The organism is Kaistia sp. SLG-1 (assembly GCF_059699055.1).
The window spans coordinates 3,839,467-3,864,366 of sequence record NZ_AP048544.1 but is presented as its reverse complement, the minus strand read 5'-3'; the positions used below and the strand labels follow the sequence as shown (position 1 = coordinate 3,864,366).

The window sequence follows — 24,900 nt, the reverse complement described above, 5'->3', positions numbered from 1 at the left end:
TAGCGATCCGCGCATCGCTCAGGCCAGGCCGAGCAGGACTTTGCCGCCGTCGAGCTTGACCGGGTAGGTCTTCAGATTGACGCAGACCGGCGCGCCCTTGGCCTGGCCGGTGCGATAATCGAAGCGGCCATTGTGCTTGGGGCACTCGATGATGTGGTCCATGACGAGGCCATCGGCGAGGTGGATCTGCTCATGCGTGCAGAGCCCGTCGGTGGCGAAATATTCGTCATCCGGCGAGCGGTAGATCGCATAGGTGTGGCCGTCATGATCGAACCGGACGACGTCCTCCTCGTCGATCGCGTCGGCGGCGCAGGCCTCGATCCATCGGGTCGCGGTGGTGGTGGTCATGCGGGTCTCCTCGCTCGATTTCGTGTTCCGGTCGGTGTCGCTGCATCGATGCCGTGCGTCCTTCGAGACGGCCTTCTGCGAAGGCCCCTCAGGATGATGGCGTTTGGGTCTGGCAAGAGCGACGGGGAGCTTTCCAAGTCCGCTCATCCATTCCCTCCACCCGGATCGTCCCGGTCTAATAACCCTCACCCCAACCCTCTCCCGCGAGCGGGAGAGGGGGATCGCCTGCGCTTGTCGCCGCGCCGAGCATGGATCAAGCGCGCCGGCCGAAGCCCTCTCCCGCTCGTGGGAGAGGGTTGGGTGAGGGTCTTGATTTCGCTTCCATCTCTCAATCGTTTCTCCGTTGCCCCTTACCTCTCCCTGAGGGAGAGGTCGGAGCGAAGCTCCGGGTGAGGGTTTAGGAAACCATTCGGAGAGGCCGTAAACCCTCACCCGCCGACCTTCGGTCGTCGACCTCTCCCTCAGGGAGAGGTGAAGGAAGGATGGCGGAGGGCACTCTCCATCTCCAGACTCCCAATCCCCATCATGCTGAGGAGGGCCGCAGGCCCGCCTCGAAGCATGCACGGCATTTCAGCCGCAACCTCACTCCGCCGGCGCCGCCGCGACGAACGCGGTGCCGTGGTTGTGCGGCACGGCCTTGGCGGGATCGGGCAGCTCGCGGCGGACGAAATAGCCGGGCTCGCGCACCTGGCGCAGCAGCGTCGGAATGATCTCGGCATAGGCTTCCCAGAGGCCGTCATATGGCTTCGGGCAATCGTCCTTGATCGCGGCGTGCAGCTTCGGCAGCGCGTGATAGGGCACCATCGGGAACATGTGGTGCTCCACGTGGTAGTTCATGTTGAGGTACAGGAAGCGGTAGACCGGGTTCATGTAGACCGTGCGGCTGTTCAGCCGGTGGTCGAGCACGTCCTCGTCGAGGCCGGCATGCTGCGTCAGCCCGAAGATGACGACGAAGGGCGCGCCATAGAGCGTCGGCAGGCCGATGAACATCGCCGGCAGGATCGAGCCGATGGCAACGCACCAGAGCGCGACGGCGGCGAGGATGGCGAGCCAGGCCCGCGCGATCCAGGTGACCTTGGCGCGCTCCATCTCGGGGATGTAGGTCGCTTCCTCCGCCGTCAGTCGGCCGGTCGCGTGCAGGAGGATCTTCTTCATCGCGACATAGCTGCTCTTCAGGGCGAACAGGTTGAGCAGGATGCCGAGAATGTCAGGCGGGCGCGGCGCGGCGATCTCGGGATCGCGGCCGACGATGATCGTGTCGGTGTGGTGGCGGGTATGGCTCCAGCGCCAGACGGTCGGCTCGCGCAGGATCATGAAGCAGGCGATCTGGTAGACGAAATCGTTCATCCAGCGCGTCTTGAACGCCGTGCCGTGGCCGCATTCGTGCCAGCGCGAATCCGAGGCCGAGCCGTAGAGGATGCCGTAGACGGCGAAGAACGGCACCGCCCACCACGTGCCCCAGAACCAGTAGCCGCCGAGGCCGGAGAGGAAGAGCGCCGCGAACCAGATCGCCGTGTCGCGCAGCGCCGGACCGTCGGAGCGCTTCATCAGCGCCTTCAGGTCCTTGCGCGGGATCGGGCACTGATACCACTCGGCCGCCGCCAGGCCGTTCTCTTCGGCGAGCCGCGTGTCGCGGCCGATCAGCGAATAGTCGCGGGGCGTGGTCCCGACCGTCATGCCGTTCCTCCGGAGCCGAAGCGTCCGTGCCCTCCGGACAGGGAAGGCCGCGCTTTTCATGTTTGGAGGGAGTCTAGTCTGGCCCCGTTCCCGGCTCAATCGAGGCATGATAGAATCTATCAAGCTCACTCAACGACCCTGCGGACTGCGATGATAGTTTCCATCATGGAAGACCGGCCATGGATGGCGTGAACCGGCCGACGATCCGCGATCTCGCGGTTGCCGCCGGCGTCGGCGTCGCGACCGTCGATCGCGTGTTGAACCAGCGGGCCCCGGTCCGACGCGAGACGGCCGAGCGCGTGCTCGCCGCCGCGGAGGCGATCGGCTATCACGGCACCGGTTTGCTGAAGCGGCGGCTGGAGGAAACGGCGGCGGCGAAGAGCTTCGGCTTCCTGCTGCAGCGTCGCGGCGACGCCTTCTACCAGGAGATGGCGGCGGCGCTCGCCGGCGCCACCCGCGCCGCCAAGGGCGTGCGCGGCCGGCCGGTCGTCGAGTTCGTCGACGACATCTCCGCCGGAACCGTGGCCGACAAGCTGCTGGCGCTCGGCGCCCGGGTCGACGCGGTGGCAGTGGTCGCCGCCGACCATCCGCGCGTGACCGGGGCGGTCGAGGCGCTGCGGGCGCGCGGCGTCGGCGTGCTCACGCTGCTCTCCGAGCTTTCAGCGCCGTGCATCGGCCATGTCGGCATCGATCATCGCAAGGCGGGGCGCACGGCGGCCTGGGCGATCGCGCGGTTGGCGAAGGCGCCCGGCAGCGTCGGCATCTTCGTCGGCAGCCACCGCTATGTCGGGCATGAACTTTCCGAGATCAGCTTTCGCGCCTATTTCCGCGAGCACGCGCCGGATTTCCGCCTGCTGGAGCCGCTCGCCAATCTCGAGGATCCGCATCTCGCGCATGAGGGCACGCTGGAGCTTTTGAAGCGCAATCCCGACCTCGTCGGCATCTATGTCGCCGGCGGCGGCATGGCCGGGCTGATCTCGGCGCTGCGCGAGGCGGATCCGGAGCGGCGCATCATCGCCGTCTGCAACGAGCGCGTGCCCGAGACGCGCGCGGCGCTGGTCGACGGCGTCGTCGACGCGGTCATCGCGACGCCGGTGGCGGCGCTGGCCGAGCAGGCGGTCGCGCTCATGACGCGCGCCGTTCGTCCGACAGCGGCGGGCGAGGGCGAGACGCGCATCCTGCTGCCCTTCGACCTCTATGTCGCAGAGAATGTCTGATGCGCGAGAATGTCGGATGAGGATAACACCGAATCCGGCATAGGGTGGGGCCTCGCCGCGCGATCCGGGCGCGGCGGCCGCGTCGAGGCGGGACATTCCGGATCAGGGGGCCTTTGCGTGCGGTTTACCGATCGTCGTTTTTTGAGCCGGATCCCGGTCCGGCGCTACAGCCAGGAGATGTTCGCGTTTCGCCGCGGCGACATCCGGGCCGAGACGGTCTTCGCCTGCATGCCGGCGATGGCGATCTGCCTCGCCGCCGGCATCGCGTTCGGGCGGCCGGATTTCGGCCTCGTCGCCGCAAGCGGCGCCTTCTCGGTCGGCTTCGGCGCCTTCCAGCGCTTCACGGCGGTGCGTGCCGCGCCGATGATCTTCGCCATGGTCGGCATGACCGTCGCCGCCTGGGTCGGGTCGTTTTCCGGCAGCTACATGCCGCTGATGATCCTGTTCTCGGCCGTCTTCGGCGCGCTCTGCGGCGGCGCCAACGCCGCCGGCCCAGCGGCGTGGTGGATCACGCTGCAATGGGCGATCGCCTTCTTCGTCGCCGACGCCTATCCGGCCGACATGCAGGGCGCGCTCGGCCGGGCAGGCCTCATCTTCGCCGGCGGCATGCTGCAGATCGCGCTGGTGACGACGGTCTGGGCGCTCGCCGGCAAGTCGGCCATCATCCGCGAGCATGACGGCAGCGAGCACTGGCAGGACCTGTTCGCCGTGATGGGGCGCCGCCTCACCGGCCATTCCAACACGCTCAGGATCGCGATCGCCACGGCGCTTCTGGCCGTCCTGACCACCGTGATGACCAAGACGGCGCATATCCCGAACGGCTACTGGATCCCGGTCACCGCGCTGATCATCCTGAAGCCGCAGTCCGACAAGACGATCGAGCGCGTCATCTTCCGCATCTGCGGCACGGTCGCCGGCGCCGGTATCGCAACCCTGATCGCGGCGCTGCTGCGGCCGGGCGAGGAACTGCTGGCGGTCCTCGTGGTTGCGCTCGCGGGCCTCGCCTATGCCATGCAGCGCTCCGGCTACGGCGCCTTCGTCGCCAGCGTCACCGCCTGCGTCGCCTTCCTGGTGTCGCTCGCCGGCCTGCCGGAGATCCAGGTGGTCGAGCATCGCATCACGGCGACGGTGATCGGCGGGCTGCTGGCGCTGGTGACGGCGCTGCTGGTCGAGGTCTGGGACCGCCGCGCCGCGCCGCCCTCCGCGAACGGGAACTGAGCGCTCCTACTTCTTCAGCAGCCACTCATGCTCGGGGTCGTTGTGGAACTTCCACGTCCGCTTCGGCCCGGCCATGACGTTCAGATAATAGAGGTCGTAGCCGTGGATGGTGGCGCAGGGGTGGTAGCCCCTGGGCACCAGCGTCACCACGCCGTCCTCGATCCGCATCGTCTCGTCGAGCGAGCGGTCGTCCGTATAGACCCGCTGGAAGGCAAAACCCTGCGGCGGGTTCAGCCGGTGGTAATAGGTCTCCTCCAGCAGCGATTCCGCCGGCAGATTGTCGGTGTCGTGCTTGTGCGGCGGATAGCTCGACGTGTGGCCGCCCGGCGTGATCACCTCGACGACGAGCAGCGAATCCGCCGGCTCGCCCTCGGGCAGGATGTTGGTCACGTAGCGCAGATTGGTGCCGGCGCCGCGGGTCTCCTGGCCGACATGGTCCGGCCCGATCAGCCGCGGCGGCAGCCCGCCGCCGGTCGACGGCGCCGAGCAGACGGCGAGCGTCACCTCGGTCGTCGCGGTGACGGACCAGTCATGGTCGGCCGGCACATAGACCGAATGCGGCTTGCCCTCGAAGGGCGACATGCGCTCGCCGATCTCGCCGAAATCGACTTCTTCGCCGGTGACGCGGGCCTTGCCGGAGACGAGCACGAGGCAGACCTCGCGGTCGCCCGTATTGCCCTCCGCCGTCTCGCCGGCCGCGAGGCGGTAGAGGTCGAAGCCGACATGGCCCCAACCCGCCGATTGCGGGGTGACGTGGACGACGCGGCCATGGTCGCCGGCCGGCTGGACGAGAAGGTCTGTCATCGCGGTCTCCTCAGCGCTTCAGGCCGGCTTCGTCGATGAAGCGGTTGAGATTGTCGAAGCCCAGTTTCACATAGCGCGCCGGCGGCGCCTTGACCGGGTCCTGCTCGGCCTCGATGACGATCCAGCCGGAATAATCCGGGATCTCGCGGAAGACCGAGACATAGTCGATCGAGCCGTCGCCGGGCACCGTATAGACGCCGGCGAGCACGCTCTGCAGGAACGACCAGTCCTGCGCCTCGGCCTCGCGCGCCACGTCGGCGCGGACGTCCTTGGTGTGCACATGGGCGATGCGGTCGCGATATTTCCGCGCCAGCCGGGCGGGATCGCCGCCGGCCCAGGTGATGTGGCCGGTATCGAGCAAAAGCTTCACCGCCGGTCCGGTCGTCTCCATCATCCGGTCGACTTCCGCCTCGGTCTGAATGACCGTTCCCATGTGATGGTGATAGACGAGCGTCAGGCCCTCGCGGTCGAGATAGTCGGCGAAGCGGGTCAGCCCGGCCGCGAAGCGACCCCATTCCACCTCGGTCATCACCGGACGCTGCGACAGCGGCATCCCCTCCGTGCCATGCACGGTGCGGGTGCATTCGGCCACGATGAAGACCTTGCAGCCGAAGGCCTTCAGGAGGTCGATATGGGCGCGCGCCGCCTTGAACTCGTGCTCCGCGTCGCGCTCGAGCAGGAAGGTCGAATACCAGCCGCCGACGAGATCGAGCCCATGCCCGGCGAGGATCGGCTTGAGGGCCTCCGCCTCGCGCGGAAACTTGTGGCCGAGTTCCATGCCCTCGATGCCGATGGCCTTCGCCTCCGACAGGCACTGCTCGAGCGGAATGTCGCCGCCGATCTCCTGCTTGTCGTCATTGGACCAGCAGATCGGGTTGGCGCCGATGCGGATCATGGATGCTTCCTCGTTTGCGTCGTCGGTGTCTGTCGTCTTTTAGCGCGTCTCTCGGCCGTCATCCCGGGCAAGCGCAGCGCGACCCGGGATCCATTTCAGCCGCCGGCGGCAAGCGGTTGGATGGATCCCGGCTTTCGCCGGGATGACGGCGGAGTTTGTGGCTCCGTCGTTTCCCTTCGCATCGGGATCCACTGCCGGCGAACCCGGCTGGATGGATCCCCGCCTTCGCGGGGATGACGCCGGAGTATGGGCCTGCCGCATGGCCCGTCTCAATCTAGCGCGCGCTGCGCCTCGATCGCCTTTTCATAGGCCTCGCGCGCCGCGTTGACCTGCTGGCGCGGGCTCACTTCCGGCACCGCAACGTCCCACCAGTGGCCGCCTTCCTGCGTGGTGACGAGCGGGTCGGTGTCGATCACCAGCACGGTCGTGCGGTCGTTCTTCACTGCGTCGGCCAGCGACGCCTCGAGATCGGCGATCGACGAGACCTTTTGGGCGATGGCGCCGAGGCTCGCCGCATGCGCGACGAAGTCGATCGGCGGCAGCACCTCGTGCTTGGCGTCCTTCAGCAGATTGTTGAAGTTGGCGCCGCCGGTCGCCATTTGCAGCCGGTTGATGCAGCCATAGCCGGCATTGTCGAGCACGACGATGGTAAGCCGCAGCCCCAGCATCACCGAGGTGGCGATCTCCGAATTCAGCATCAGATAGGAGCCGTCGCCGACCAGGACGACGACCTCTTCCTGAGGCTTCGCCATCTTGACGCCGAGGCCGCCGGCGATCTCGTAGCCCATGGTCGAATAGCCATATTCGAGATGGTAGGAGCCGGGCGCGCCCGCCTGCCAGAGCTTGTGCAACTCGCCCGGCAGGCCGCCGGCGGCGCAGACCACCGTCGCGTCCGCGCCGAGCGCCCGCTGCACGGCGCCGATCACCTGCCCGTCCGAGGGGAAGTCGGCATTGGTCGGGGCGGTCGCCTTGTCGGCCGCCTCGAACCAGCCCGTCCGGCCGCTTTCGGCCTTCTTCGTCCAGGCATCCGGCGCCGCATAGGCGCCGATCCCGAGCGCGATTTCCTTCAGGCCCGCCAGCGCGTCGGCGACGAGCGGCAGCGCGCGGTGCTTGGCGGCGTCGAAGGCCTGCGTGTTGAGGCCGATGATGGTCCTGCGATGGTTCTGGAACAGCGCCCAGGAGCCGGTGGTGAAGTCCTGCAGCCTGGTGCCGACGGCGAGGATCAGATCGGCTTCCTCGGCGAGCGCGTTGGCGGCCGAGGTGCCGGTGACGCCGATCGAGCCCATGTTGAGCGGATGGGCGGCCGGCAGCGAGGATTTGCCCGCCTGCGTCTCGGCGACGGGGATCCGGTGCGCTTCCGCGAAGGCGCGCAGCGTCTCGGTGGCGCCGGAATAGAGCACGCCGCCGCCGGCGATGATCAGCGGCTTCTCGGCCTTCGAGAGCGCCGAGATCGCCGCCGCCAGCTCGTCCTCGGAGGGGCGGGGGCGGCGCGACGTCCAGATCCGTTCGGCGAAGAAGGCTTCCGGATAATCATACGCTTCCGCCTGCACGTCCTGGCAGAGCGACAGCGTCACCGGCCCGCAATCGGCCGGGTCGGTCAGCACGGCCATGGCCCGCTCAAGCGCCGGGATGATCTGCTCCGGCCGCGTGATGCGGTCGAAATAGCGCGAGACGGGCCGGAACACGTCGTTGGCGGTGATGGTGCCGTCGCCAAAATCCTCGACCTGCTGCAGCACGGGATCCGGCCGGCGGTTGGCGAAGACGTCGCCGGGCAGGAACAGTACGGGCAGGCGGTTCACATGCGCCAGCGCGCAGGCCGTCACCATATTGGTGGCGCCGGGGCCGATCGAGCTCGTCACCGCCATCATGCGGCGGCGGAAATTGGCCTTGGCATAGGCGATCGCGGCATGGGCCATGCCCTGCTCGTTATGGGCGCGAAACGTCGGCAGGTCGTCGCGGCGCTGGTAGAGCGCCTCGCCGATGCCGGCGACGTTGCCATGGCCGAAGATCGCCCAGACGCCGCCGAAGATCGGCACGGTCTGGCCGCCGATCACGGTCTTCTGGCGGCTGAGAAAGCGCGTCAGCGCCTGCGCCATGGTCAGACGGATGGTGGTCATCGGACGGTTCCCTCGGTCATTCTTGTTCCTCCCTTCCCCGGCCCTCTGCCGGGGAAGTCTCCTCTCTCCGGCTCCGGAGAGGCTATTCCTTCGCCCCGCCCCAGGGGAGGGGGATTTCTTACCCTTGGGCGGCTCGCTCCGCTCGCCCCATCTCTCCCATGGGGAGAGGTGAGGTGACTTGCGCCTCTCCTTGGCCCTTCGGAAGTCCCGCCGGCCTAAACCCCTGACCCGTACAACTCCCTCGTCCCACCCGCTCGCCGTCATCCCGGGCAAGCGCAGCGCGACCCGGGATCCATTCAGCCGCCGGCGGTAGGCGGTTGGATGGATCCCGGCTTTCGCCGGGATGACGACGGAGGGTGTGGCTCCGATGTCATCCGCAATCTGGATCCACCGCCGACGAACCCGGCTGGATGGATCCCCGCCTTCGCGGGGATGACGACGGAGGGTGTTTCTACGCCGTCTCCATTCGCCGCAGCCTACGCCGCCTCCGTCTGCCGCGCCGCCTCCCAGGCGGCGACCAGTTTTGAAAAGCGGGTCGACATGTCGGCGATTGCCGCCTCGTCGTCGATCCGGCCCGAGAGCCACTGTTCCGCGGCGTCCGCGAAGATCGTGCGGCCGACCGCGAAGCCCTTGACCAGCGGGATCGCGGCGGCGCTGCGGAAGGCGGCGACCAACTCGGCCTCCGGCGCCTCCAGCCCGAGCAGGACGATGCCGCGGCAGAGCGGGTCGTTCGCTGTGATCACCGCCTCGATGGCGCGCCAGGCGGCCGGACTCGTCTGCGGCTCCAGCTTCCACCAGTCCGGCTTGATGCCGAGCTCGTAGAGGCGGGCGAGGATCGAGGAGACGGTGGTGTCGGTGAGCGGCCCGTTCTTGCCGGCGATGATCTCGACCAGCAGTTCGCGCCCGACGGTGCGCGCCGCGTCGGCGACGCGCAGCAATTCACGCTCCTGCCGCGCCTTCAGCTCGTCGCTGTCGTCGGGATGGTAGAAGCAGAGGCACTTGATCGTGTGGCCGATCGGCCATTCGGCGAGATGGCTGCCGAGATCGGGCAGCTGGTCGAAATCGAGCGGGCGCGAGCCCGGCTTCTCGACCGGCCTGCCGATCCAGAAGCCCTGCTCGGCGGCGCGCGGAAACGCCTTCTGGCCATAGGTCGTGTCGAGCAGCATGCCGAAGCCCGGCCGTCCCTTGGCGACGCGCGCGGCGGCGTCGACGGCGAGCGCCTTCAGGCCGGCGATTTTTTCACGCGGCACCTGGAGCTTGTCGGCGACCGCCTCGAGCTGGGCGCGATGGTCGATCGCCAGCGCCATCAGGCCGTCCGGCTGGGCGCGGCGCGTCGTCGCCCAGTGCAGATGGTTGATCGCAGCGTCCTGGCGCAACGCCCGATGGCGGCTGCCGTGCTCGAGGAAATAGGAAAGCTCCGTCCAGCTCGGATATTCGGGCGAGCAGAGCAGCCGCGACACGGCGAAGGCGCCGCAGGCATTCGCCCAGGTGGCGCAGGTCGCGAGCGGCTCATCCCGCAGCCAGCCGCGCAGGAAGCCGGACATGAAGGCGTCGCCGGCGCCGAGCACGTTATAGATCTCGATCGGGAAGCCCTCGCCGACGACGCCCTGTTCGATGTCGTCGGGAATCGCGCCGTCATAGACGATGCAGCCCATCGCGCCGCGCTTCAGCACGATGGTGGCGGCGGAGAGCAGGCGGATCGCCCGGAGCGCGCCGAGCACGTCGTCGGCGCCGGAGGCGATGCGGATCTCCTCCTCGGTGCCGACGATCAGGTCGCAATCCGGCAGGATCGATTTCAGCTGCTCCGACACGCGGTCGGACTTCACATAGCGGGCGAAGCCGTCGCCATGGCCGGCGAGGCCCCAGAGATTGGGCCGGTAGTCGATGTCGAACACGACCTTGCCGCCATTCGCCCGGGCGATGCGGATCGCCTTGCGCTGCGCCGCGTCGCTGTTCTCACGCGAGAAATGCGTGCCGGTGACGACGACCGCCGAGGCCGAGGCGATGAAGGCCTCGTCGATGTCGGCCTCCGACAGCGCCATGTCGGCGCAGTCGGTGCGGTAGAAGATCATCGGCGAGACGCCCTCGTCCTCGACCGCTAGCAGGACGAGCGCCGTCAGACGCTCCGGGTCGGTGGCGATGCCGCTTGTGTCGACGCCCTCGCGCTGCATCTGCTCGCGGATGAAGCGGCCCATCTGCTCGTCGCCGACGCGCGTGATGACGGCTGATTTCAGGCCGAGGCGGGCGGTGCCGATGGCGATGTTGGACGGGCAGCCGCCGACCGACTTGGCGAAGGAGGTGATGTCTTCGAGGCGGGAGAAGATCTGCTGGCCATAGAGGTCGACGGACGACCGCCCGATGGTGATCACGTCGAGCGGCCGGGCCGCCGAGGCGGCGCGCGGGACCTCGGTCATCGCATGCTCCGTTTCAGGTTAACGAAGGGGTGACGCGCCGCTAACGCTCGCGGCCGCTGTCTTCGTCAGTTAGTGAAACAAAAATTCTGCGATTTCGTCAATATGGAATGTTCGGATCATCCCCCGCGACGCGCTTCGGCGACGGCGACGGTCAGCGTCATGGCGAGCGCCATCGAGGCGGACAGCGAGCGGAAGCCCTCATAGTCGGCCTCGACCACCTCGAACCAGACGCCGAGCTTGGGGATCAGCGGACTGAACGGGCTGTCGGTGATGACGACGAGCGGCGTGCCGCCCTCGTTGATCTGGCGGGCATAATTGAGGGTCGCCGAAGCATAGGGCGTGAAGGAGATGGCGATGGCCGCGTCGCGCGGCGTGGCGAAGGAGAGGGTTTCCGGGTCGTTGCCCTGGGCCGAGCCGACCAGGATCGACTTCACGCCGAGCTTGCCGAAGGCGTAGCTCATATAGGAGGTGACCGGGAAGGAGCGGCGCTGGCCGATCAGGTAGATGGTCTCGGCGCGGGCGAGCAGCGCCGCCGCCTCGTCGATCTGCGAGACCTGCACGCGCTCGCGCAGCGAACCGACGGAACGCTCCGCCGCCTTGCAGAAGCCGGAGAACAGCGTGGCCGATTTGCTGTCGCCAGCGACATGCGAACGGAGCGACGAGAGGCGCTCCGAATAGTTCGAGGTGCGGTCGCGCAGCCGGTCCTGGAACACCGCCTGCAGGTCGGAAAAGCCTTGGTAGCCAAAGGCTTGCGCGAAGCGGACGAGGGTCGAGGGCTGCACTTCCGCCTTCTCGGCGATGCTGGCGGCGGTGCCGAAGGCGACGTCGTCGGGGTTGGCGACGGCATAGATCGCCACCTGCGCCAGCCGCTTCGGCAGCGTGTCCTTGCGGCTCACCATCCGGTTGCGCAGGCTCCAGAAGTCCCGGGGCGGCAAGGCGTCGTTGTCGTCACTCGTCATCTCGCGGGCCTTTCCCTGCGCATTTCGCGCAGCTTTCCCCGACTTCGCGCAGAAAATCAACACTTGACGAGGGTCGATCTCGATGGAATGAATATTCCGGCATCGATTTCAGGATGCGTTTTATTCCGAATATCTCGATGCAGCGGGAACCCAGAGCAGAAAAATCGCCGGATTCTCGCCTTTTTCATTCTCGGGAGGAATGTCATGAAGCTGAAATTCAAGGCGATGCTTGCCGCCACGGCGCTGGCCGTGTCCGCCGTCGCTGCCCATGCCGACATCATCGTCGTCACCCACGGCCAGGCTTCCGATCCGTTCTGGTCGGTGGTCAAGAACGGCGTCGCCGAGGCCGGCAAGGACATGGGCGCCAAGGTCGATTACCGCGCGCCGGAAACCTTCGACATGGTGGCGATGTCCCAGCTGATCGACGCCGCCGTCAACCAGAAGCCCGAGGGGCTGGTGGTCTCGATTCCTGACGCCGACGCGCTCGGCCCGTCGATCCAGAAGGCCGTCGCCGCCGGCATTCCCGTCATCTCGATCAATTCGGGATCGGACGTCTCGAAGAAGCTCGGCGCGCTGCTGCATGTCGGCCAGAGCGAGTATGACGCCGGCAAGGCGGCGGGCGAGAAGCTCAAGGCGATGGGCGGCAAGAAGGGCCTCTGCGTCAACCAGGAAGTCGGCAACGTCGCGCTCGACCAGCGCTGCAAGGGCGTTACGGACGGCTTCGGCGCCGTGACGGTCCTGCCGACCTCGGCTGACCCGGCCGACGTCAAGGCCAAGGTGAAGGCCGCGCTCGCCTCCGACCCGACCATTGACTCGATCATCACGTTGAATGCCTCGCTCGCCGGCGAGCCGGCCGTCGCCGCCGTCGGCGAATCCGGCATGGACGGCAAGGTGCATGTCGCGACCTTCGACCTTTCGGCCGGCTTCCTGAAGGAAGTCGCCGACGGTAAGGCCGCCTTCGCCATCGACCAGCAGCAGTTCCTGCAGGGCTACCTGCCGGTGGTGTTCCTGGCGCTGCACAGCAAATACGGCCTGATGCCGGGCGGCAACGTCCCCTCGGGCCCCAATCTGGTGACCAAGGATACGGCCGCCCAGGTCGTCGACCTGTCGGCCAAGGGCATCCGCTGAGCCGCCGGCGTTAGCCTTCGCGCGTGGACCGCAAGGCCCGCGCGCATCGCTTGTCCGGGCGCGGGAAGCGCCGCCGGAAGCCGCTTGACCGGCTCGGCGGCGATCTCCAGCGACCGGCGAAACGCAGCCTGCGCGGGCGGGGAAGAGAATGACCGACAAGAACGGCCTGATCGAAGCCGCGGCGGACGAGCGGCTGAAACACGCCTCGCCGCTGACGCGGATCCTTCGGCGTCCGGAGCTCGGGGCCGTGCTCGGCCTCATCATCGTCACGACATTTTTCATCGCCATCGCCAATCCGGTGATGTTCGAGCTTGCCGGCATCATGAACTTCATGGCGCCGGCGGCGCAGCTCGGCATCCTGGCGATCGGCGCCTCGCTGCTGATGGTCGGCGGCGAGTTCGATCTGTCCGTCGGATCGATGGTCGCCTTTGCCGGCCTGATCTTCGCGGCCAGCGTCGTCACCTTCGGCCTGCCGCTGCCGGCAGCGATCGCCGTGACGTTCGCCTGCGCCGCAGCAATCGGCTTCTTCAACGGCCAGCTGGTCATCCGCACTGGCCTGCCGAGCTTCATCGTCACGCTCGCCTTCCTGTTCGTCCTGCGCGGGCTTTCGCTGGTCGGCCTCAAATGGGCGACGGGCGGCGCGACCCAGCTGCGCGGGGTGCGCGAGGCGGCGACGAGCACTCCTCTCGACGCCTTCATCTACCGGCTCTTCGCCGGCGATGCCTTCGAGGGCCTGTTCGCCTGGCTCGCGGCGCGTGACTGGATCGCCAAGTTTCCGAACGGCCAGCCCAAGGTGACCGGCGTGCCGGTCGAGATCCTCTGGTTCATCGGGTTGGCCGCGCTCGCCGCCGTCGTGCTGTCGCGCACGCGCTACGGCAACTGGATCTTCGCGTCCGGCGGCGATCCGAACGCGGCGCGGAATTCCGGTGTGCCGACGCGGCGCGTGAAGACCTCGCTGTTCGTGGTGACGGCCTGCTGCGCGGCCCTCGTCGCTATCCTCACCGTGCTCGACGCCGGCTCGACGGATGCGCGTCGCGGCTTCCAGAAGGAGTTCGAGGCGATCATCGCGGCGGTGATCGGCGGCTGCCTGCTGACGGGCGGCTATGGCTCGGTCGTGGGTGCGGCGGTAGGCGCCGTCATCTTCGGCATGGTTCTGATCGGGCTCACCTACACCAATATCGACCAGGACTGGTATCTCGTCTTCCTCGGCGGAATGCTGCTGATGGCGGTGTTCTTCAACAACATCATCCGCAAGCGCGTGACGGGAGAGCGGTGATGGCGACGCCGATCCTGGAAATGCGCGACATCGAGAAGCATTTCGGCTCGGTGGTCGCGCTGGCCGGTGTCTCGATCTCGATCGAGGCCGGCGAGGTTCACTGCCTGCTCGGCGACAACGGCGCCGGCAAGTCGACCTTCATCAAGACGATGGCGGGCGTGCACAGGCTGACCCGCGGCGAGATGTTCCTGAACGGCGAGCCGGTGCATTTCACCAGCCCGCGCCAGGCGCTCGATGCCGGCATCGCCACGGTCTACCAGGACCTCGCGATGATCCCGCTGATGTCGGTGACGCGGAATTTCTTCATGGGGCGTGAGCCCGTGAGGGGCATCTGGCCGTTCCGCGTCATGGACATGGGCTTCTGCGACCGCGTCACCCGCGAGGAGATGAAGCGGATCGGCATCGACGTGCGCGATCCCGGCCAGGCCGTCGGCACGCTGTCCGGCGGCGAACGCCAGTGCGTGGCGATCTCGCGCGCGGTCTATTTCGGCGCCAAGGTGCTGATCCTCGACGAGCCGACCTCGGCGCTCGGCGTCCGGCAGACCTCGATGGTGCTCAAATATATCGACATGGTGCGCAAGCGCGGTCTCGGCGTCGTGTTCATCACCCACAATGTCCGCCACGCCATGGCCGTCGGCGATCGCTTCACCGTGCTCAATCGCGGCCGCACGCTGGGCACGGCGGCGCGGGGCGAGATCACGGCCGATGAATTGCAGAACCTCATGGCCGGCGGCAGGGAGCTCGCCGACCTTTCCGCCGAACTCGGCGGCACTGTCTAGAGCCTTTCATCGTTTCATGGAAACGACGAAAGGCTCTAACTATTTGTTTAGTCGCGTTTTCTTCACGCGAACCGGTATCCACTTCGCTCGAAAACGCTCTAAGGGCGGGAAGATCGGGAACATCACAACATGAAATCTCTCGGCATCGGGCTGATCGGCACCGGCTATATGGGCAAGTGCCATGCGCTCGCCTGGAACGCGGTCGCGCCGACCTTCGGCGATGTGGCGCGGCCAAGGCTCGTCCATCTCGGCGAGGTCAATGAGGCTGTCGCCCGAAAGAAGGCAGCCGAACTCGGCTTCGCCCGCGCCTCGGGTGACTGGCGAGCCGTGGTCGCGGATCCCGAAGTCGATGTCGTCTCGATCACGACGCCGAACGAATTCCATGCCGAGATGGCGATCGCGGCGCTCGACGCGGGCAAGCATGTCTGGTGCGAGAAGCCGATGGCGACGTCCGAGGCGGATGCCCGCGCCATGCTGGAGGCGGCGCGACGGTCCGGCAAGGTCGCGGCGCTCGGCTACAACTACATCCAGAACCCGGCGATCCGTCATCTGAAGGCGCTGCTCGACGAGGGCGCCATCGGCGCGGTCAGCCATGTTCGGCTGGAGATGGACGAGGATTTCATGGCCGATGGCGGCGCGCCGTTCGGCTGGAAGAGTGATCGTCGTTCCGGCTATGGCGCGCTCGATGATTTCGCCGTGCATCCGCTGTCGCTGCTGACGACGCTGCTCGGGCCGGTGGCGCGCGTCGTCACAGACATGGCGAAGCCCTTTGCCGAGCGTCCGCTTGCCGATGGCGGCAGCCGCGCGGTCGAGACGCACGATATCGCCAATGTGCTGTTCCGGCTGGCGAGCGGCGTCTCGGGCAGCCTGCTGGTCAATCGCTCGGCCTGGGGACGCAAGGGTCGGATCGCGCTGCAGATTTTCGGATCCGAGGGCTCGATCCTTTATGATCAGGAGCGGATGAACGAGCTGCAGCTCTATCGGGTCGAGGGGCCGATGGCGGGGCAGGGCTTCCGCACGATCCTGACCGGCACCGCGCATCCGCCCTATGAGCGCTTCATCCCGGCGCCCGGCCATGGCCTCGGCTTCAACGATCTGAAGGTGATCGAGGCGCGCGAGCTGATCCGGCGGATCGAGGATGGCAAGGGGCATCTGGTGGAATTCGAGGCGGGCTTCGGCATAGAGAAAACCGTTCATGCCATGGCGCGCTCGTTCGAGACGGGCGGTTGGGTGGATATCGAGCCTTGAGCGACGCGCGGCAGAGCCGGGCGTGGTGACTTTTCCTGAGGACAGACAATGACCGTGAGACTGGGACTTCTGGGCGCCGGCCGCATCGGCAAGGTGCATGCCGGGGCGATCGCCGCCAACAAGGGCGCGCGGCTCGTCGCCGTCGCCGACGCCTTCCCGGACGCCGCGAAGGCGCTGGCCGCGTCGACCGGCGCCGAGGTGCGCGAGGCGGATGCGATCCTGAATGCTGGGGATATCGACGCCGTGCTGATCACGACGCCGACCGACCTGCACGCGACGATGATCGAGCAGGCGGCGCGGGCCGGCAAGGCGATCTTCTGCGAGAAGCCGATCGATCTCGACGTCGCCCGCGTCAAGGCGTGCCTCGCCGTCGTGGCCGAGACCAAGGCGCTGCTGATGGTCGGCTTCAACCGCCGCTTCGACCCCAATTTCATGGAAGTGCGGCGCCAGATCGATGCCGGCACGATCGGCAAGGTCGAGATGGTGTCGATCACCTCGCGCGATCCCGGGCCGCCGCCGGCCGACTACATCCTCCGCTCCGGCGGCCTGTTCCGCGACATGACGATCCATGATTTCGACATGGCGCGCTTCCTGCTCGGCGAGGAGCCGGTCAGCGTCTTCGCCTCGGCCTCGGTGCTGGTCGATCCGGAGATCGGCAAGCTCGGCGATTTCGACAGCGCCTCCGTCGTGCTGACGACGAAATCCGGCCGCATCGCGCAGATCTCGAACTCGCGCCGCGCCACATATGGCTATGACCAGCGCATCGAGGTGCATGGTTCGAAGGGGCTGGTCAGCGCCGAAAACCTCCGCGCCACCAATGTCGAGATCGCCAATGGCGAAGGCTATCGCCGCGAGCCGCTGCTGAACTTCTTCATGACGCGCTACACCGAAGCCTATCGCAACGAGATCGCCGCCTTCATCGCCGCGCTGGAAAGCGGCACGCAGGTCACGCCATCGGGTGAGGACGGCTGGAAGGCGCTGGTCCTCGCTGACGCGGCGCTGCAATCGGTCAAGGAGAAGCGGGCGATCGCGGTCTCGATCTGAGGCGTATACCGCCTCCCACGATAGGATGAGCCAATGGCCGGAAGTTCCGGCCATTGGCATTTTTGCGCGCGGCTGACCGGCCCTGGGGCGATGCCGGCGGAGGCGCGCTTGTGAAGAATGGGCGCGCCTGCTACCTGATTAGAAGAATTCTAATCTGTAGGGGTGAGGCCCGTGTTTTCATTCGGCAAGCGCTCGTTCTCCGAGCTTTCGGTGCGCGAAGTCATGGCCCTGGCGATCGGCGCCGAGGAGGAGGACGCGCGGCGCTATCGCGACATGGCCGAGCGCCTCGCGCCGGATTTTCCCGGCTCCGCCAAGGTTTTCGACGCGATGGCGATCGAGGAGGACCGGCACCGCCGTCTGCTGATCGATCTCTTCAAGGAGAAGTTCGGCGATCACATTCCGCTCGTCCGGCGCGACGACGTGCGCGGCTTCGTCCGACATGCCCCGGTCTGGTCGATGCGGAACATCTCCGTCGATGGCTTCCGGCTCGATGCCGCGACGATGGAGCTCGAGGCGCAGCGCCTGTATCTGAAGGCGGCGGAGCGGGCGACGGATCCGGATGTCCGCAAGCTGCTCGGCGACCTCGCCGCCATGGAGGCGCAGCATGAGCGCAGGGTCGAGGAGCTCGAGGCCGAGCATTTGCGCGAGAGCGTCCGCACCGAGGAGGACGCGACGCGGCGGCGTATGTTCGTCATGCAGGTGGTGCAGCCGGGCCTCGCCGGCCTGATTGACGGCTCGGTCTCGACGCTGGCGCCGATCTTCGCCGCAGCCTTCGCCACGCAGAATTCCTTCAGCGCCTTCCTGGTCGGCCTGGCCGCTTCGATCGGCGCCGGCATCTCCATGGGTCTCACGGAAGCGCTTTCCGACGATGGCGTGATCACCGGGCGCGGTCATCCCTGGCTGCGCGGCGTTGTCTGCGGCGTGATGACGGCGGTGGGCGGGCTCGGCCACACGCTGCCCTTCCTCATTCCGCATTTCTGGACGGCGACGGTGGTGGCGGGAATCGTCGTGCTCGCCGAACTGGTCGCTATCGCCTGGATTCGCTGGCGCTACATGGACACGAAGTTTCATTCCGCCGTCGGACAGGTCGTTCTGGGCGGTCTTCTCGTGCTCGCGGCCGGTATCTTCATCGGAAGCGCGTGAAACCCATTGCCGGCAAGCTGCCTTTGCGATGACATATCCAGGCGCTAGGCTGACGGGGTCAAACGGTGGGCACTACCATGCGCATTCTCGTTACCGGCGGCGCCGGCTTCATCGGGTCGGCTCTTTGCCGGCATCTCGTTGCCGATCTTGGCGTCGGTGTCGTCAATGTCGACAAGCTGACTTACGCGGCGAACCTCGCTTCGCTGGCGCCGATCGCCGACGATCCGCTCTATCACTTCGTCGAGGCGGATATCTGCGACGCGCGGGCGATGGCGGACGTGTTCCGTCGCCATGAGCCGGACGGCATCATCCACCTCGCCGCCGAGAGCCATGTCGATCGCTCGATCGGCAGCCCCGGCGAGTTCCTGCAGACCAATATCTTCGGCACGGCGACGCTGCTGGAGGCGACGCGCGCCTATCTCGACCGGGCGCCGGCGGCGACGCGTGACACGTTCCGCTTCCTGCATGTCTCGACCGACGAGGTCTATGGCTCGCTCGGCGAAGACGGCCTCTTTCACGAGGAGACGGCGTATGACCCGTCCTCGCCCTATTCGGCCAGCAAGGCGGCGTCCGACCACCTGGTCCGCGCCTGGCATCGCACCTATGGCGTGCCGGCGCTGATCTCCAACTGCTCGAACAATTACGGGCCGTATCATTTCCCGGAGAAGCTGATCCCGCTCGTCATCCTGAACGCGCTCGAGGGCAAGCCGATCGACGTCTATGGCGACGGCCTCAATGTGCGCGACTGGCTGCATGTCGAGGATCATGCCCGGGCGCTGTTCCTGGCGCTGACGCGCGGCCGGCCGGGCGAGAAGTACAATATCGGCGGCCGCAACGAGCGCACCAATCTCGCCGTGGTCAAAAGGATCTGCGCGCTGCTCGACGAACAGCGCGGCGGCAGCGCGCCGCACGAGCGGCTGATCCGCTTCGTCACCGACCGGCCGGGGCACGACCAGCGCTACGCCATCGACCCGACCAAGACGGAGCGGGACCTCGGCTGGCGGGCGCTGGAGAGTTTCGAGACCGGCATCGAGAAGACGGTGCGCTGGTATCTCGATCGGCGCGACTGGTGGGAGCCGATCCGCAACGGCGTCTATCGCGGCCAACGGCTCGGCCTGCTCGAGGGCGCCGGCTGATGCGGATCTTCGTTGCCGGATCGAGCGGCCAGCTGGCGCGGGCGCTGAAGGCGCGCGCCTCGCTACACGGCCATGTCGTCGAGACCTTCGGCAGGCCGGCGCTTGATCTCGCCGTTCCCGGCGATTTCGAGGGGCTGATCGCGGCGCAGGCGCCGGATGTCGTCATCAACGCCGCCGCCTATACCGCGGTCGACCGGGCCGAGAGCGAAGCCGGGCTCGCCATGGCCGTCAACCGCGGCGGCGCCGGGCATCTCGCCGCCGCCGCCCGCCGGCTGGGCCTGCCGTTCCTGCATGTCTCGACCGACTATGTCTTCGACGGCGAGAAGGGCGCGCCCTATGTCGAGGGCGACGCGACCGCGCCGCTCGGCGTCTACGGCAATTCGAAGTTCGAGGGCGAGGCGGCTGTGCTGGAGGCGCATCCGGAAGCCCTGATCTTCCGCACCGGCTGGGTCTATGGCGCCGATGGCGGCAATTTCGTCCGCACCATGGTCCGTCTCGCCGGCGAGAGGGAGCATCTCGACATCGTCGCCGACCGCTTCGGCAACCCGACCCACGCCGCCGATCTCGCCGACGCTCTGCTCGCCATCGCGCCGCAGGCGCGGTCGGGCGCGGGCATCTTTCATTTGGCCGGCAGCGTCGAGGCGAGCTGGTTCGACCTCGCCGAGGGCGTCATGGCGCAGCTCGAGGCGGCGGGACGCACGGTGCCGGCGCTCGGCCGGATTTCGGGCGACGCCTATGTCGCGCCGGCCCCGCGGCCGCGCGATTCCAGGCTCGATTGCTCGCTCGCGGAGCGGACGTTTGGTGTGCGGCTGCCCGGCTGGCCCGACAGCCTCGGCGCGGCCGTCGCCGCCATTCTCAATGAGGAGCGGAAGGCACGATGAAGGGGATCGTTCTTGCCGGCGGCGCCGGCACGCGGCTGCATCCGATGACGCTGGTCACCAGCAAGCAGCTGCTGCCGATCTACGACAAGCCGATGATCTACTATCCGCTGTCGACGCTGATGCTGGCCGGCATCCGCGAGATCCTGCTGATCTCGACGCCGCAGGACCTGCCGAAGTTCCAGGCCCTGCTCGGCGACGGCTCGCAATGGGGCATCGCGCTTTCCTATGCCGAGCAGCCGGCGCCCGAGGGGCTGGCGCAGGCCTATAGGATCGGCGCCGATTTCGTCGCCGGCCAGCGCTCGGCGCTGATCCTCGGCGACAACATCTTTTTCGGCCATGGCCTGACGGCACTGCTCGCGGAGGCGCGTGCGCGTAGCGCCGGCGCCACTGTCTTCGCCTACCATGTGCAGGATCCGGAGCGGTATGGCGTCGTCACCTTCGACGCCGCCCAGAAGGCCGTCTCGGTCGAGGAAAAGCCGAAATCGCCGCGCTCCAACTGGGCGGTGACGGGGCTCTATTTCTACGACGAGGCGGTGGTCGACATCGCCGCCGACCTGAGGCCGTCGCCGCGCGGCGAGCTGGAGATCACCGACGTCAACAGCGCCTACCTCGAACGCGGCGCGCTGCACGTCCAGAAGATGGGGCGCGGCTATGCCTGGCTCGACACCGGCACACCCGACAGCCTGATCGAGGCGTCCGAATTCGTCCGCACCTTCGAGAAGCGGCAGGGGCTGAAGATCTGCTGCCCCGAAGAGATCGCCTATCTGATGGGCTTCATCGACGCGAACCAGCTGGAACGGCTCGGCCTCGCCCTCGGCAAGAGCGGCTATGGCCGCTATCTCATCGACATGGTGCTGGCCGATCGCTGAGCCAGCCGGCGGCCTGCAGGTCGCTTCGGAACGAGGGCTTCCCATTGGCAGGGCCCTTTTCCCTCCAAAACGGCCTCTCGTCGCCTCTGTCGCGGAGCAGGCGAGGGCGGCCCGTTCGGCGTTCCGCGCTTTCGCCGGCGTTCGGCTGACCCTCGCGCAGAAAACGCACGCAACTTAACCTATTGTTCTCGCAATGAAATCGATTTGGCCGTTTGCCCGGCCGAGCCCAGCCTTCGTTTTTTCCGCGCGACCGTCCTTGAAACACCGCCGACACCGTTCCAATTAATGAGCATGCACTCGCTCATTAGGTTTTCGTGAATGGCCCGTCCCCTCAGTGAAGAAAAGCGCGAAGCGATCCTCGCCGCCGCTGTCGAACTGGTGGCGACGCAGGGAACCGGCGCGCCGACGGCGAAGATCGCCCGGGAAGCCGGCGTCGCCGAGGGCACGCTGTTCACCTATTTCGCCACCAAGGACGAGCTGCTCAACCAGCTCTTTCTCGAAATCGAGGCCGAGCTGGCGGGGGCTCTACTCGATGGCTATCCGGTCGACGGCACGGCCCGTGAGCGTACCCGGCATCTCTGGGATCGGCTGATCGATTGGGGCGCCGCCAATCCGGCCAAGCGCAAGGTCCTGCGGCAGCTCAAGGTTTCGGACCGTATCACCGAGGGCAGCCGCTGCAGCGCCGGCGAGCTGTTCCAGGAGATCTCCGCCATGCTGGAGCAGAACCTCGCCGATCACGCCTCCGCCGGCCAGACCGTCACCTATGTCGGCGCCATTCTGGATAGCCTCGCCGAGACGACGCTGGAGTTCATCCTGAACGAACCGGAACAGCGCGAGCCCTACAAGAAGTCCGGCTTCGAGATCTTCTGGAAGGGGATCGCCCGATGATCGATTTTTGCCCCTTTAATGAGCGTGTACTCGCTCATTAAATATCCCAACGAAAGGAATAGTCCCATGTCCAAGATCTGGTTGATCACAGGCAGCGCCCACGGCCTCGGCCGCACCATCGCGGAAGCAGCCCTTGCGGCGGGCGACCGTGTCATCGCCACGGCGCGGAGCCCGGAACGTCTGCGCGATCTGGAGGAAAAGCACGGCGGCAATCTCCGCAGCTTTCCGCTCGACGTGACCGACGAAGCCGCGGCGCAGGCCGCCGTCGACTTCGCGATCGAGACGTTCGGCCGCCTCGACGTGCTCGTCAACAATGCGGGCTACGGCCACGTCATTCCGTTCGAGCAGACGAGCGCCGCGGATTTTCGCGCCCAGATCGATACCAATCTCTATGGCGTCGTCAATCTGACCCGCGCGGCTCTGCCCGCGATGCGCCGGCAGCGTTCGGGCCGCATCATCAACATCTCGTCGGTCGGCGGGCGCATCACGACCCCGGGCCTTGCGGCCTATCAGGCGGCGAAATGGGCCGTCGGCGGCTTTACCGAGGTGCTGGCGAAGGAAGCCGCGCCGTTCGGTGTCAAGCTGATCGCCCTCGAGCCGGGCGGCATGCGGACCGAGTGGGCCCAGATCGCCGGAGGGAAGGCGCCCGAACTGCTGCCGGACTATGAGCCGAGCGTCGGCGCCATGCTCGGCCTCGTCAAGACCTATGCCGGCAAGGAAGTCGGCGATCCCGTCCGCATCGCCAAGGTCATCGTCGACCTCGCCGGCAGCGACAAGGTTCCCTCGCATCTGCTGATCGGCAGCGACGCCCTGCACATGTACGCGCAGGCCGAGGCGGCGCGGCAGGCCGAAGCGAAGGAATGGGCCGAGGTCAGCGCCTCGACCGATTTCGACGGCTCCGACCTGTCGCTGCTCGCGGGCCTGAAATAAGCGTAAGGGCTCTTCATCGTTTCATGGAAACGATGACGAGCCCTAACTCGTTGTTTGGTCGCGTTTTCTTCACGCGAACCGGCATCCACTTCGCTCGAAAACGCTCTAGCCGATCGCAAGATCGGCCAGCGCCGGATGACGGCGGTCGCGGTCCGAAAGGGTCGCGTCCGCCTCGCTGAACGGCCAGGCGATGCCGAGGGCGGGATCGTTCCAGGCAAGGCCGCGATCGTGCTCCGGGCTATAGAAATCCGAGGTCTTGTAGAAGACCTCGGTGTCCGGCTCGAGCGTGCAGAACCCATGCGCGAAGCCGGCCGGCACGTAGAGCTGCGCCTGGTTGTCGGCGGAGAGCCTTGCCGCCACATGCTGGCCGAAGGTGAGGGAGGCCGGGCGGATATCGACCGCGACGTCGAGGATCGCGCCGCGCAGCACGCGCACCAGCTTCGCCTGCGCCCTAGGCTCCAGCTGGAAATGCAGGCCGCGCACCGTTCCGACCTGCCGCGACAGCGACTGGTTGTCCTGCACGAAGGCAATGCCGGGATCGACGTCCCGCTCGAAAAGATCCGCTCGGAACGCTTCGAAGAAATAGCCGCGGTCGTCGCCATGGACCTTCGGCTGGATCAGGACAGGGCCTTCGATGGCGAAACGCTGGATTTGCATGTCGGGGGGATCCGGTTGAGCTTTCGGCCGCAGCTTCGCCCGGATACCGGCCATGAGGCAACTGCTGTCGCATCGCCGCATGGACAGGCGGTTTGCCGGCCTTCATGCTGATGCGATGCGCGTCGCGACTGGCGAATCGGCCCGGTCCCGCGCAGCGCTGCGCCGGCTGGGGCCGCGCTCTCGCGGCTCGATCTGGACCCCTGCATGACGCTTCGTCCCCTCACGCTCCTTGTCACGAGCTTCGGCGGTCAGGCCGTGATCCTGCCGATCCTCGTCTTCGTGACGCTGGGGCTGCTCGTTTCGGGCCAGCGCCGCGCCGCTTTCTGGTGGGCTTTCTCCGTCGTCCTGGTGCTCGGAATGGTGCTGGCGACCAAGATCGCCTTCATCCCCTGCGCCACCTATCTGCCGGTGTCCGGCCTGCGCAGCCCGAGCGGCCATGCCGGCGCGTCGATGGCAGTCTATGGCGGGCTCGGCGTGCTGGTGGCCCGGCTGCTGCCGAAGCTGTCCTGGCGCGTTCTGGCGCTTTCGGCCGGGTTTCTGCTCGCCATCGCTATCGCGGTGACGCGGGTCGTGATCGGCGCGCACACGGTGCCGGAGACGATCCTCGGCAGCCTCATCGGCGTGCTCGCGCCGGCGATCCTGATCACGCGGCCAAACCTCTTCGTCGGCACCGTCCGGCTCCGCTGGATCTGGCTGCTGGTCGGGCCACTGGTGCTGGTGGTCCTGTTGCACGGCTTCGAGCTCGGCGCCGAGACTGTCATCGAGAGTGTCGCCCAGCAGCTCAACCTCCTCCTGGGCGTCTGTCGCTAACGCTCACGGGCGCCCGCGCAGCGCCGGGCGTCGCGCGGCCACCTTCTTCGTTTCGGTCACGGCGGCGAGGTCGTCGAGGATCGGGCAATCCGGCCGCTCGTCGCCATGGCAGTGGCCGGCGAGATGACGCAGGGTGCGCGCCATCCCTTCCAGCTCGTGGATCCGCTTCTCGATTTCGGCGACATGCTGCAGCGCCACGCGCTTGACGTCGGCGCTCTCGCGGCCCTTGTCCTGCCAGAGTGCCAGCAGCGTTCCCATCTCCTCGACCGAGAAGCCGAGGTCGCGGGCGCGGCGGATGAAGCGCAGCGTCTCGACGTCGCTCGGCGAATAGACCCGGTAGCCGGATTCCGTCCGCGCCGCCGCGCGGATCAGGCCGATCTGCTCGTAATAGCGGATCATCTTGGTCGAGACGCCGGATGCGGCGGATGCTTCTCCGATATTCATGTTCTTGATTTTCCTTCT

The 24,900-nt window shown here is 67.1% G+C and carries 23 protein-coding genes; 14 read left to right on the top strand and 9 right to left on the bottom strand.

The window, feature by feature from the left end; all coding sequences use genetic code 11:
* Positions 1–18: 18 nt before the first annotated feature.
* Together AC6HZP_RS17705 and AC6HZP_RS17700 are read right to left on the bottom strand one after the other, a co-directional pair.
* A complete protein-coding gene (locus tag AC6HZP_RS17705) occupies positions 19–348 on the bottom strand; it encodes a MocE family 2Fe-2S type ferredoxin (protein WP_201400412.1) in 330 nt (109 codons plus the stop codon).
* Between the two features lie 582 nt (positions 349–930).
* Entirely contained in the window at positions 931–2,025 is a 1,095-nt protein-coding gene (locus AC6HZP_RS17700) for a fatty acid desaturase family protein (protein ID WP_497523896.1), read from the bottom strand.
* Between the two features lie 179 nt (positions 2,026–2,204).
* Between AC6HZP_RS17700 and AC6HZP_RS17695 the strand changes: the two genes are divergently transcribed.
* Both AC6HZP_RS17695 and AC6HZP_RS17690 read left to right on the top strand, forming a co-directional pair.
* Positions 2,205–3,242 carry a LacI family DNA-binding transcriptional regulator gene (locus tag AC6HZP_RS17695; protein ID WP_497523895.1) on the top strand — a complete coding sequence of 346 codons (1,038 nt, stop codon included), beginning with the start codon at positions 2,205–2,207 and terminating at the stop codon, positions 3,240–3,242.
* Between the two features lie 117 nt (positions 3,243–3,359).
* A complete protein-coding gene (locus AC6HZP_RS17690; protein WP_497523894.1) occupies positions 3,360–4,460 on the top strand; it encodes an FUSC family protein in 1,101 nt (366 codons plus the stop codon).
* A 6-nt stretch (positions 4,461–4,466) separates the two neighbouring features.
* Here the strand turns inward: AC6HZP_RS17690 and iolB are convergent, their stop codons facing one another.
* The 5 genes from iolB to AC6HZP_RS17665 all read right to left on the bottom strand — a co-directional run bounded on the left by iolB (position 4,467) and on the right by AC6HZP_RS17665 (position 11,649).
* On the bottom strand, positions 4,467–5,264 hold the full coding sequence (gene iolB / locus AC6HZP_RS17685) for a 5-deoxy-glucuronate isomerase (RefSeq protein ID WP_497523893.1): 798 nt from the start codon (positions 5,262–5,264) through the stop codon (positions 4,467–4,469).
* Between the two features lie 10 nt (positions 5,265–5,274).
* Complete coding sequence (gene iolE / locus AC6HZP_RS17680) at positions 5,275–6,159, bottom strand: myo-inosose-2 dehydratase (protein ID WP_497523892.1); 885 nt, start codon at positions 6,157–6,159, stop codon at positions 5,275–5,277.
* 269 nt (positions 6,160–6,428) lie between these two features.
* The gene (gene iolD / locus AC6HZP_RS17675; protein ID WP_497523891.1) at positions 6,429–8,276 is read right to left on the bottom strand and encodes a 3D-(3,5/4)-trihydroxycyclohexane-1,2-dione acylhydrolase (decyclizing); all 1,848 of its coding nucleotides are present in this window, start codon (positions 8,274–8,276) and stop codon (positions 6,429–6,431) included.
* A gap of 476 nt (positions 8,277–8,752) precedes the next feature.
* The gene (locus tag AC6HZP_RS17670) at positions 8,753–10,690 is read right to left on the bottom strand and encodes a bifunctional 5-dehydro-2-deoxygluconokinase/5-dehydro-2-deoxyphosphogluconate aldolase (RefSeq protein ID WP_497523890.1); all 1,938 of its coding nucleotides are present in this window, start codon (positions 10,688–10,690) and stop codon (positions 8,753–8,755) included.
* A gap of 116 nt (positions 10,691–10,806) precedes the next feature.
* Positions 10,807–11,649 carry a MurR/RpiR family transcriptional regulator gene (locus tag AC6HZP_RS17665; protein WP_201400404.1) on the bottom strand — a complete coding sequence of 281 codons (843 nt, stop codon included), beginning with the start codon at positions 11,647–11,649 and terminating at the stop codon, positions 10,807–10,809.
* A 204-nt stretch (positions 11,650–11,853) separates the two neighbouring features.
* Between AC6HZP_RS17665 and AC6HZP_RS17660 the strand changes: the two genes are divergently transcribed.
* The 11 genes from AC6HZP_RS17660 to AC6HZP_RS17610 all read left to right on the top strand — a co-directional run bounded on the left by AC6HZP_RS17660 (position 11,854) and on the right by AC6HZP_RS17610 (position 22,971).
* Positions 11,854–12,777 (top strand): sugar ABC transporter substrate-binding protein, encoded by a 924-nt coding sequence (locus AC6HZP_RS17660; protein ID WP_201400403.1) that lies wholly within the window; start codon positions 11,854–11,856, stop codon positions 12,775–12,777.
* Positions 12,778–12,925: 148 nt separating this feature from the next.
* Positions 12,926–14,053 (top strand): ABC transporter permease, encoded by a 1,128-nt coding sequence (locus tag AC6HZP_RS17655; protein ID WP_201400402.1) that lies wholly within the window; start codon positions 12,926–12,928, stop codon positions 14,051–14,053.
* Positions 14,053–14,832: an ATP-binding cassette domain-containing protein gene (locus tag AC6HZP_RS17650; protein ID WP_201400401.1), complete on the top strand. Its 780-nt coding sequence runs from the start codon at positions 14,053–14,055 to the stop codon at positions 14,830–14,832. The genes AC6HZP_RS17655 and AC6HZP_RS17650 overlap by 1 nt, the downstream gene beginning before the upstream one ends.
* Before the next feature lie 129 nt (positions 14,833–14,961).
* A complete protein-coding gene (locus AC6HZP_RS17645) occupies positions 14,962–16,080 on the top strand; it encodes a Gfo/Idh/MocA family protein (protein ID WP_497523889.1) in 1,119 nt (372 codons plus the stop codon).
* Positions 16,081–16,128: 48 nt separating this feature from the next.
* A complete protein-coding gene (iolG, locus tag AC6HZP_RS17640; protein ID WP_497523888.1) occupies positions 16,129–17,124 on the top strand; it encodes an inositol 2-dehydrogenase in 996 nt (331 codons plus the stop codon).
* 171 nt (positions 17,125–17,295) lie between these two features.
* The gene (gene mbfA / locus AC6HZP_RS17635) at positions 17,296–18,267 is read left to right on the top strand and encodes an iron exporter MbfA (protein ID WP_497523887.1); all 972 of its coding nucleotides are present in this window, start codon (positions 17,296–17,298) and stop codon (positions 18,265–18,267) included.
* Positions 18,268–18,344: 77 nt separating this feature from the next.
* Positions 18,345–19,403 (top strand): dTDP-glucose 4,6-dehydratase, encoded by a 1,059-nt coding sequence (gene rfbB / locus AC6HZP_RS17630; RefSeq protein ID WP_497523886.1) that lies wholly within the window; start codon positions 18,345–18,347, stop codon positions 19,401–19,403.
* Complete coding sequence (gene rfbD, locus AC6HZP_RS17625; protein WP_497523885.1) at positions 19,403–20,284, top strand: dTDP-4-dehydrorhamnose reductase; 882 nt, start codon at positions 19,403–19,405, stop codon at positions 20,282–20,284. The genes rfbB and rfbD overlap by 1 nt, the downstream gene beginning before the upstream one ends.
* Complete coding sequence (gene rfbA / locus AC6HZP_RS17620) at positions 20,281–21,153, top strand: glucose-1-phosphate thymidylyltransferase RfbA (RefSeq protein WP_497523884.1); 873 nt, start codon at positions 20,281–20,283, stop codon at positions 21,151–21,153. The genes rfbD and rfbA overlap by 4 nt, the downstream gene beginning before the upstream one ends.
* Before the next feature lie 318 nt (positions 21,154–21,471).
* On the top strand, positions 21,472–22,041 hold the full coding sequence (locus tag AC6HZP_RS17615) for a TetR/AcrR family transcriptional regulator (protein ID WP_497523883.1): 570 nt from the start codon (positions 21,472–21,474) through the stop codon (positions 22,039–22,041).
* Positions 22,042–22,107: 66 nt separating this feature from the next.
* Positions 22,108–22,971, top strand: a complete 864-nt coding sequence (locus AC6HZP_RS17610) for an oxidoreductase (protein WP_497523882.1) — start codon at positions 22,108–22,110, stop codon at positions 22,969–22,971.
* Positions 22,972–23,076: 105 nt separating this feature from the next.
* Here AC6HZP_RS17610 and rfbC read toward each other — a convergent pair whose 3' ends face one another.
* Positions 23,077–23,628 (bottom strand): dTDP-4-dehydrorhamnose 3,5-epimerase, encoded by a 552-nt coding sequence (gene rfbC, locus AC6HZP_RS17605; RefSeq protein ID WP_497523881.1) that lies wholly within the window; start codon positions 23,626–23,628, stop codon positions 23,077–23,079.
* Positions 23,629–23,832: 204 nt separating this feature from the next.
* Between rfbC and AC6HZP_RS17600 the strand changes: the two genes are divergently transcribed.
* Entirely contained in the window at positions 23,833–24,438 is a 606-nt protein-coding gene (locus AC6HZP_RS17600; RefSeq protein ID WP_497523880.1) for a phosphatase PAP2 family protein, read from the top strand.
* Between the two features lie 3 nt (positions 24,439–24,441).
* On the opposite strand, the gene cueR is transcribed toward AC6HZP_RS17600, so the two are convergent.
* On the bottom strand, positions 24,442–24,882 hold the full coding sequence (cueR, locus tag AC6HZP_RS17595; protein WP_497523879.1) for a Cu(I)-responsive transcriptional regulator: 441 nt from the start codon (positions 24,880–24,882) through the stop codon (positions 24,442–24,444).
* Positions 24,883–24,900 lie beyond the last annotated feature (18 nt).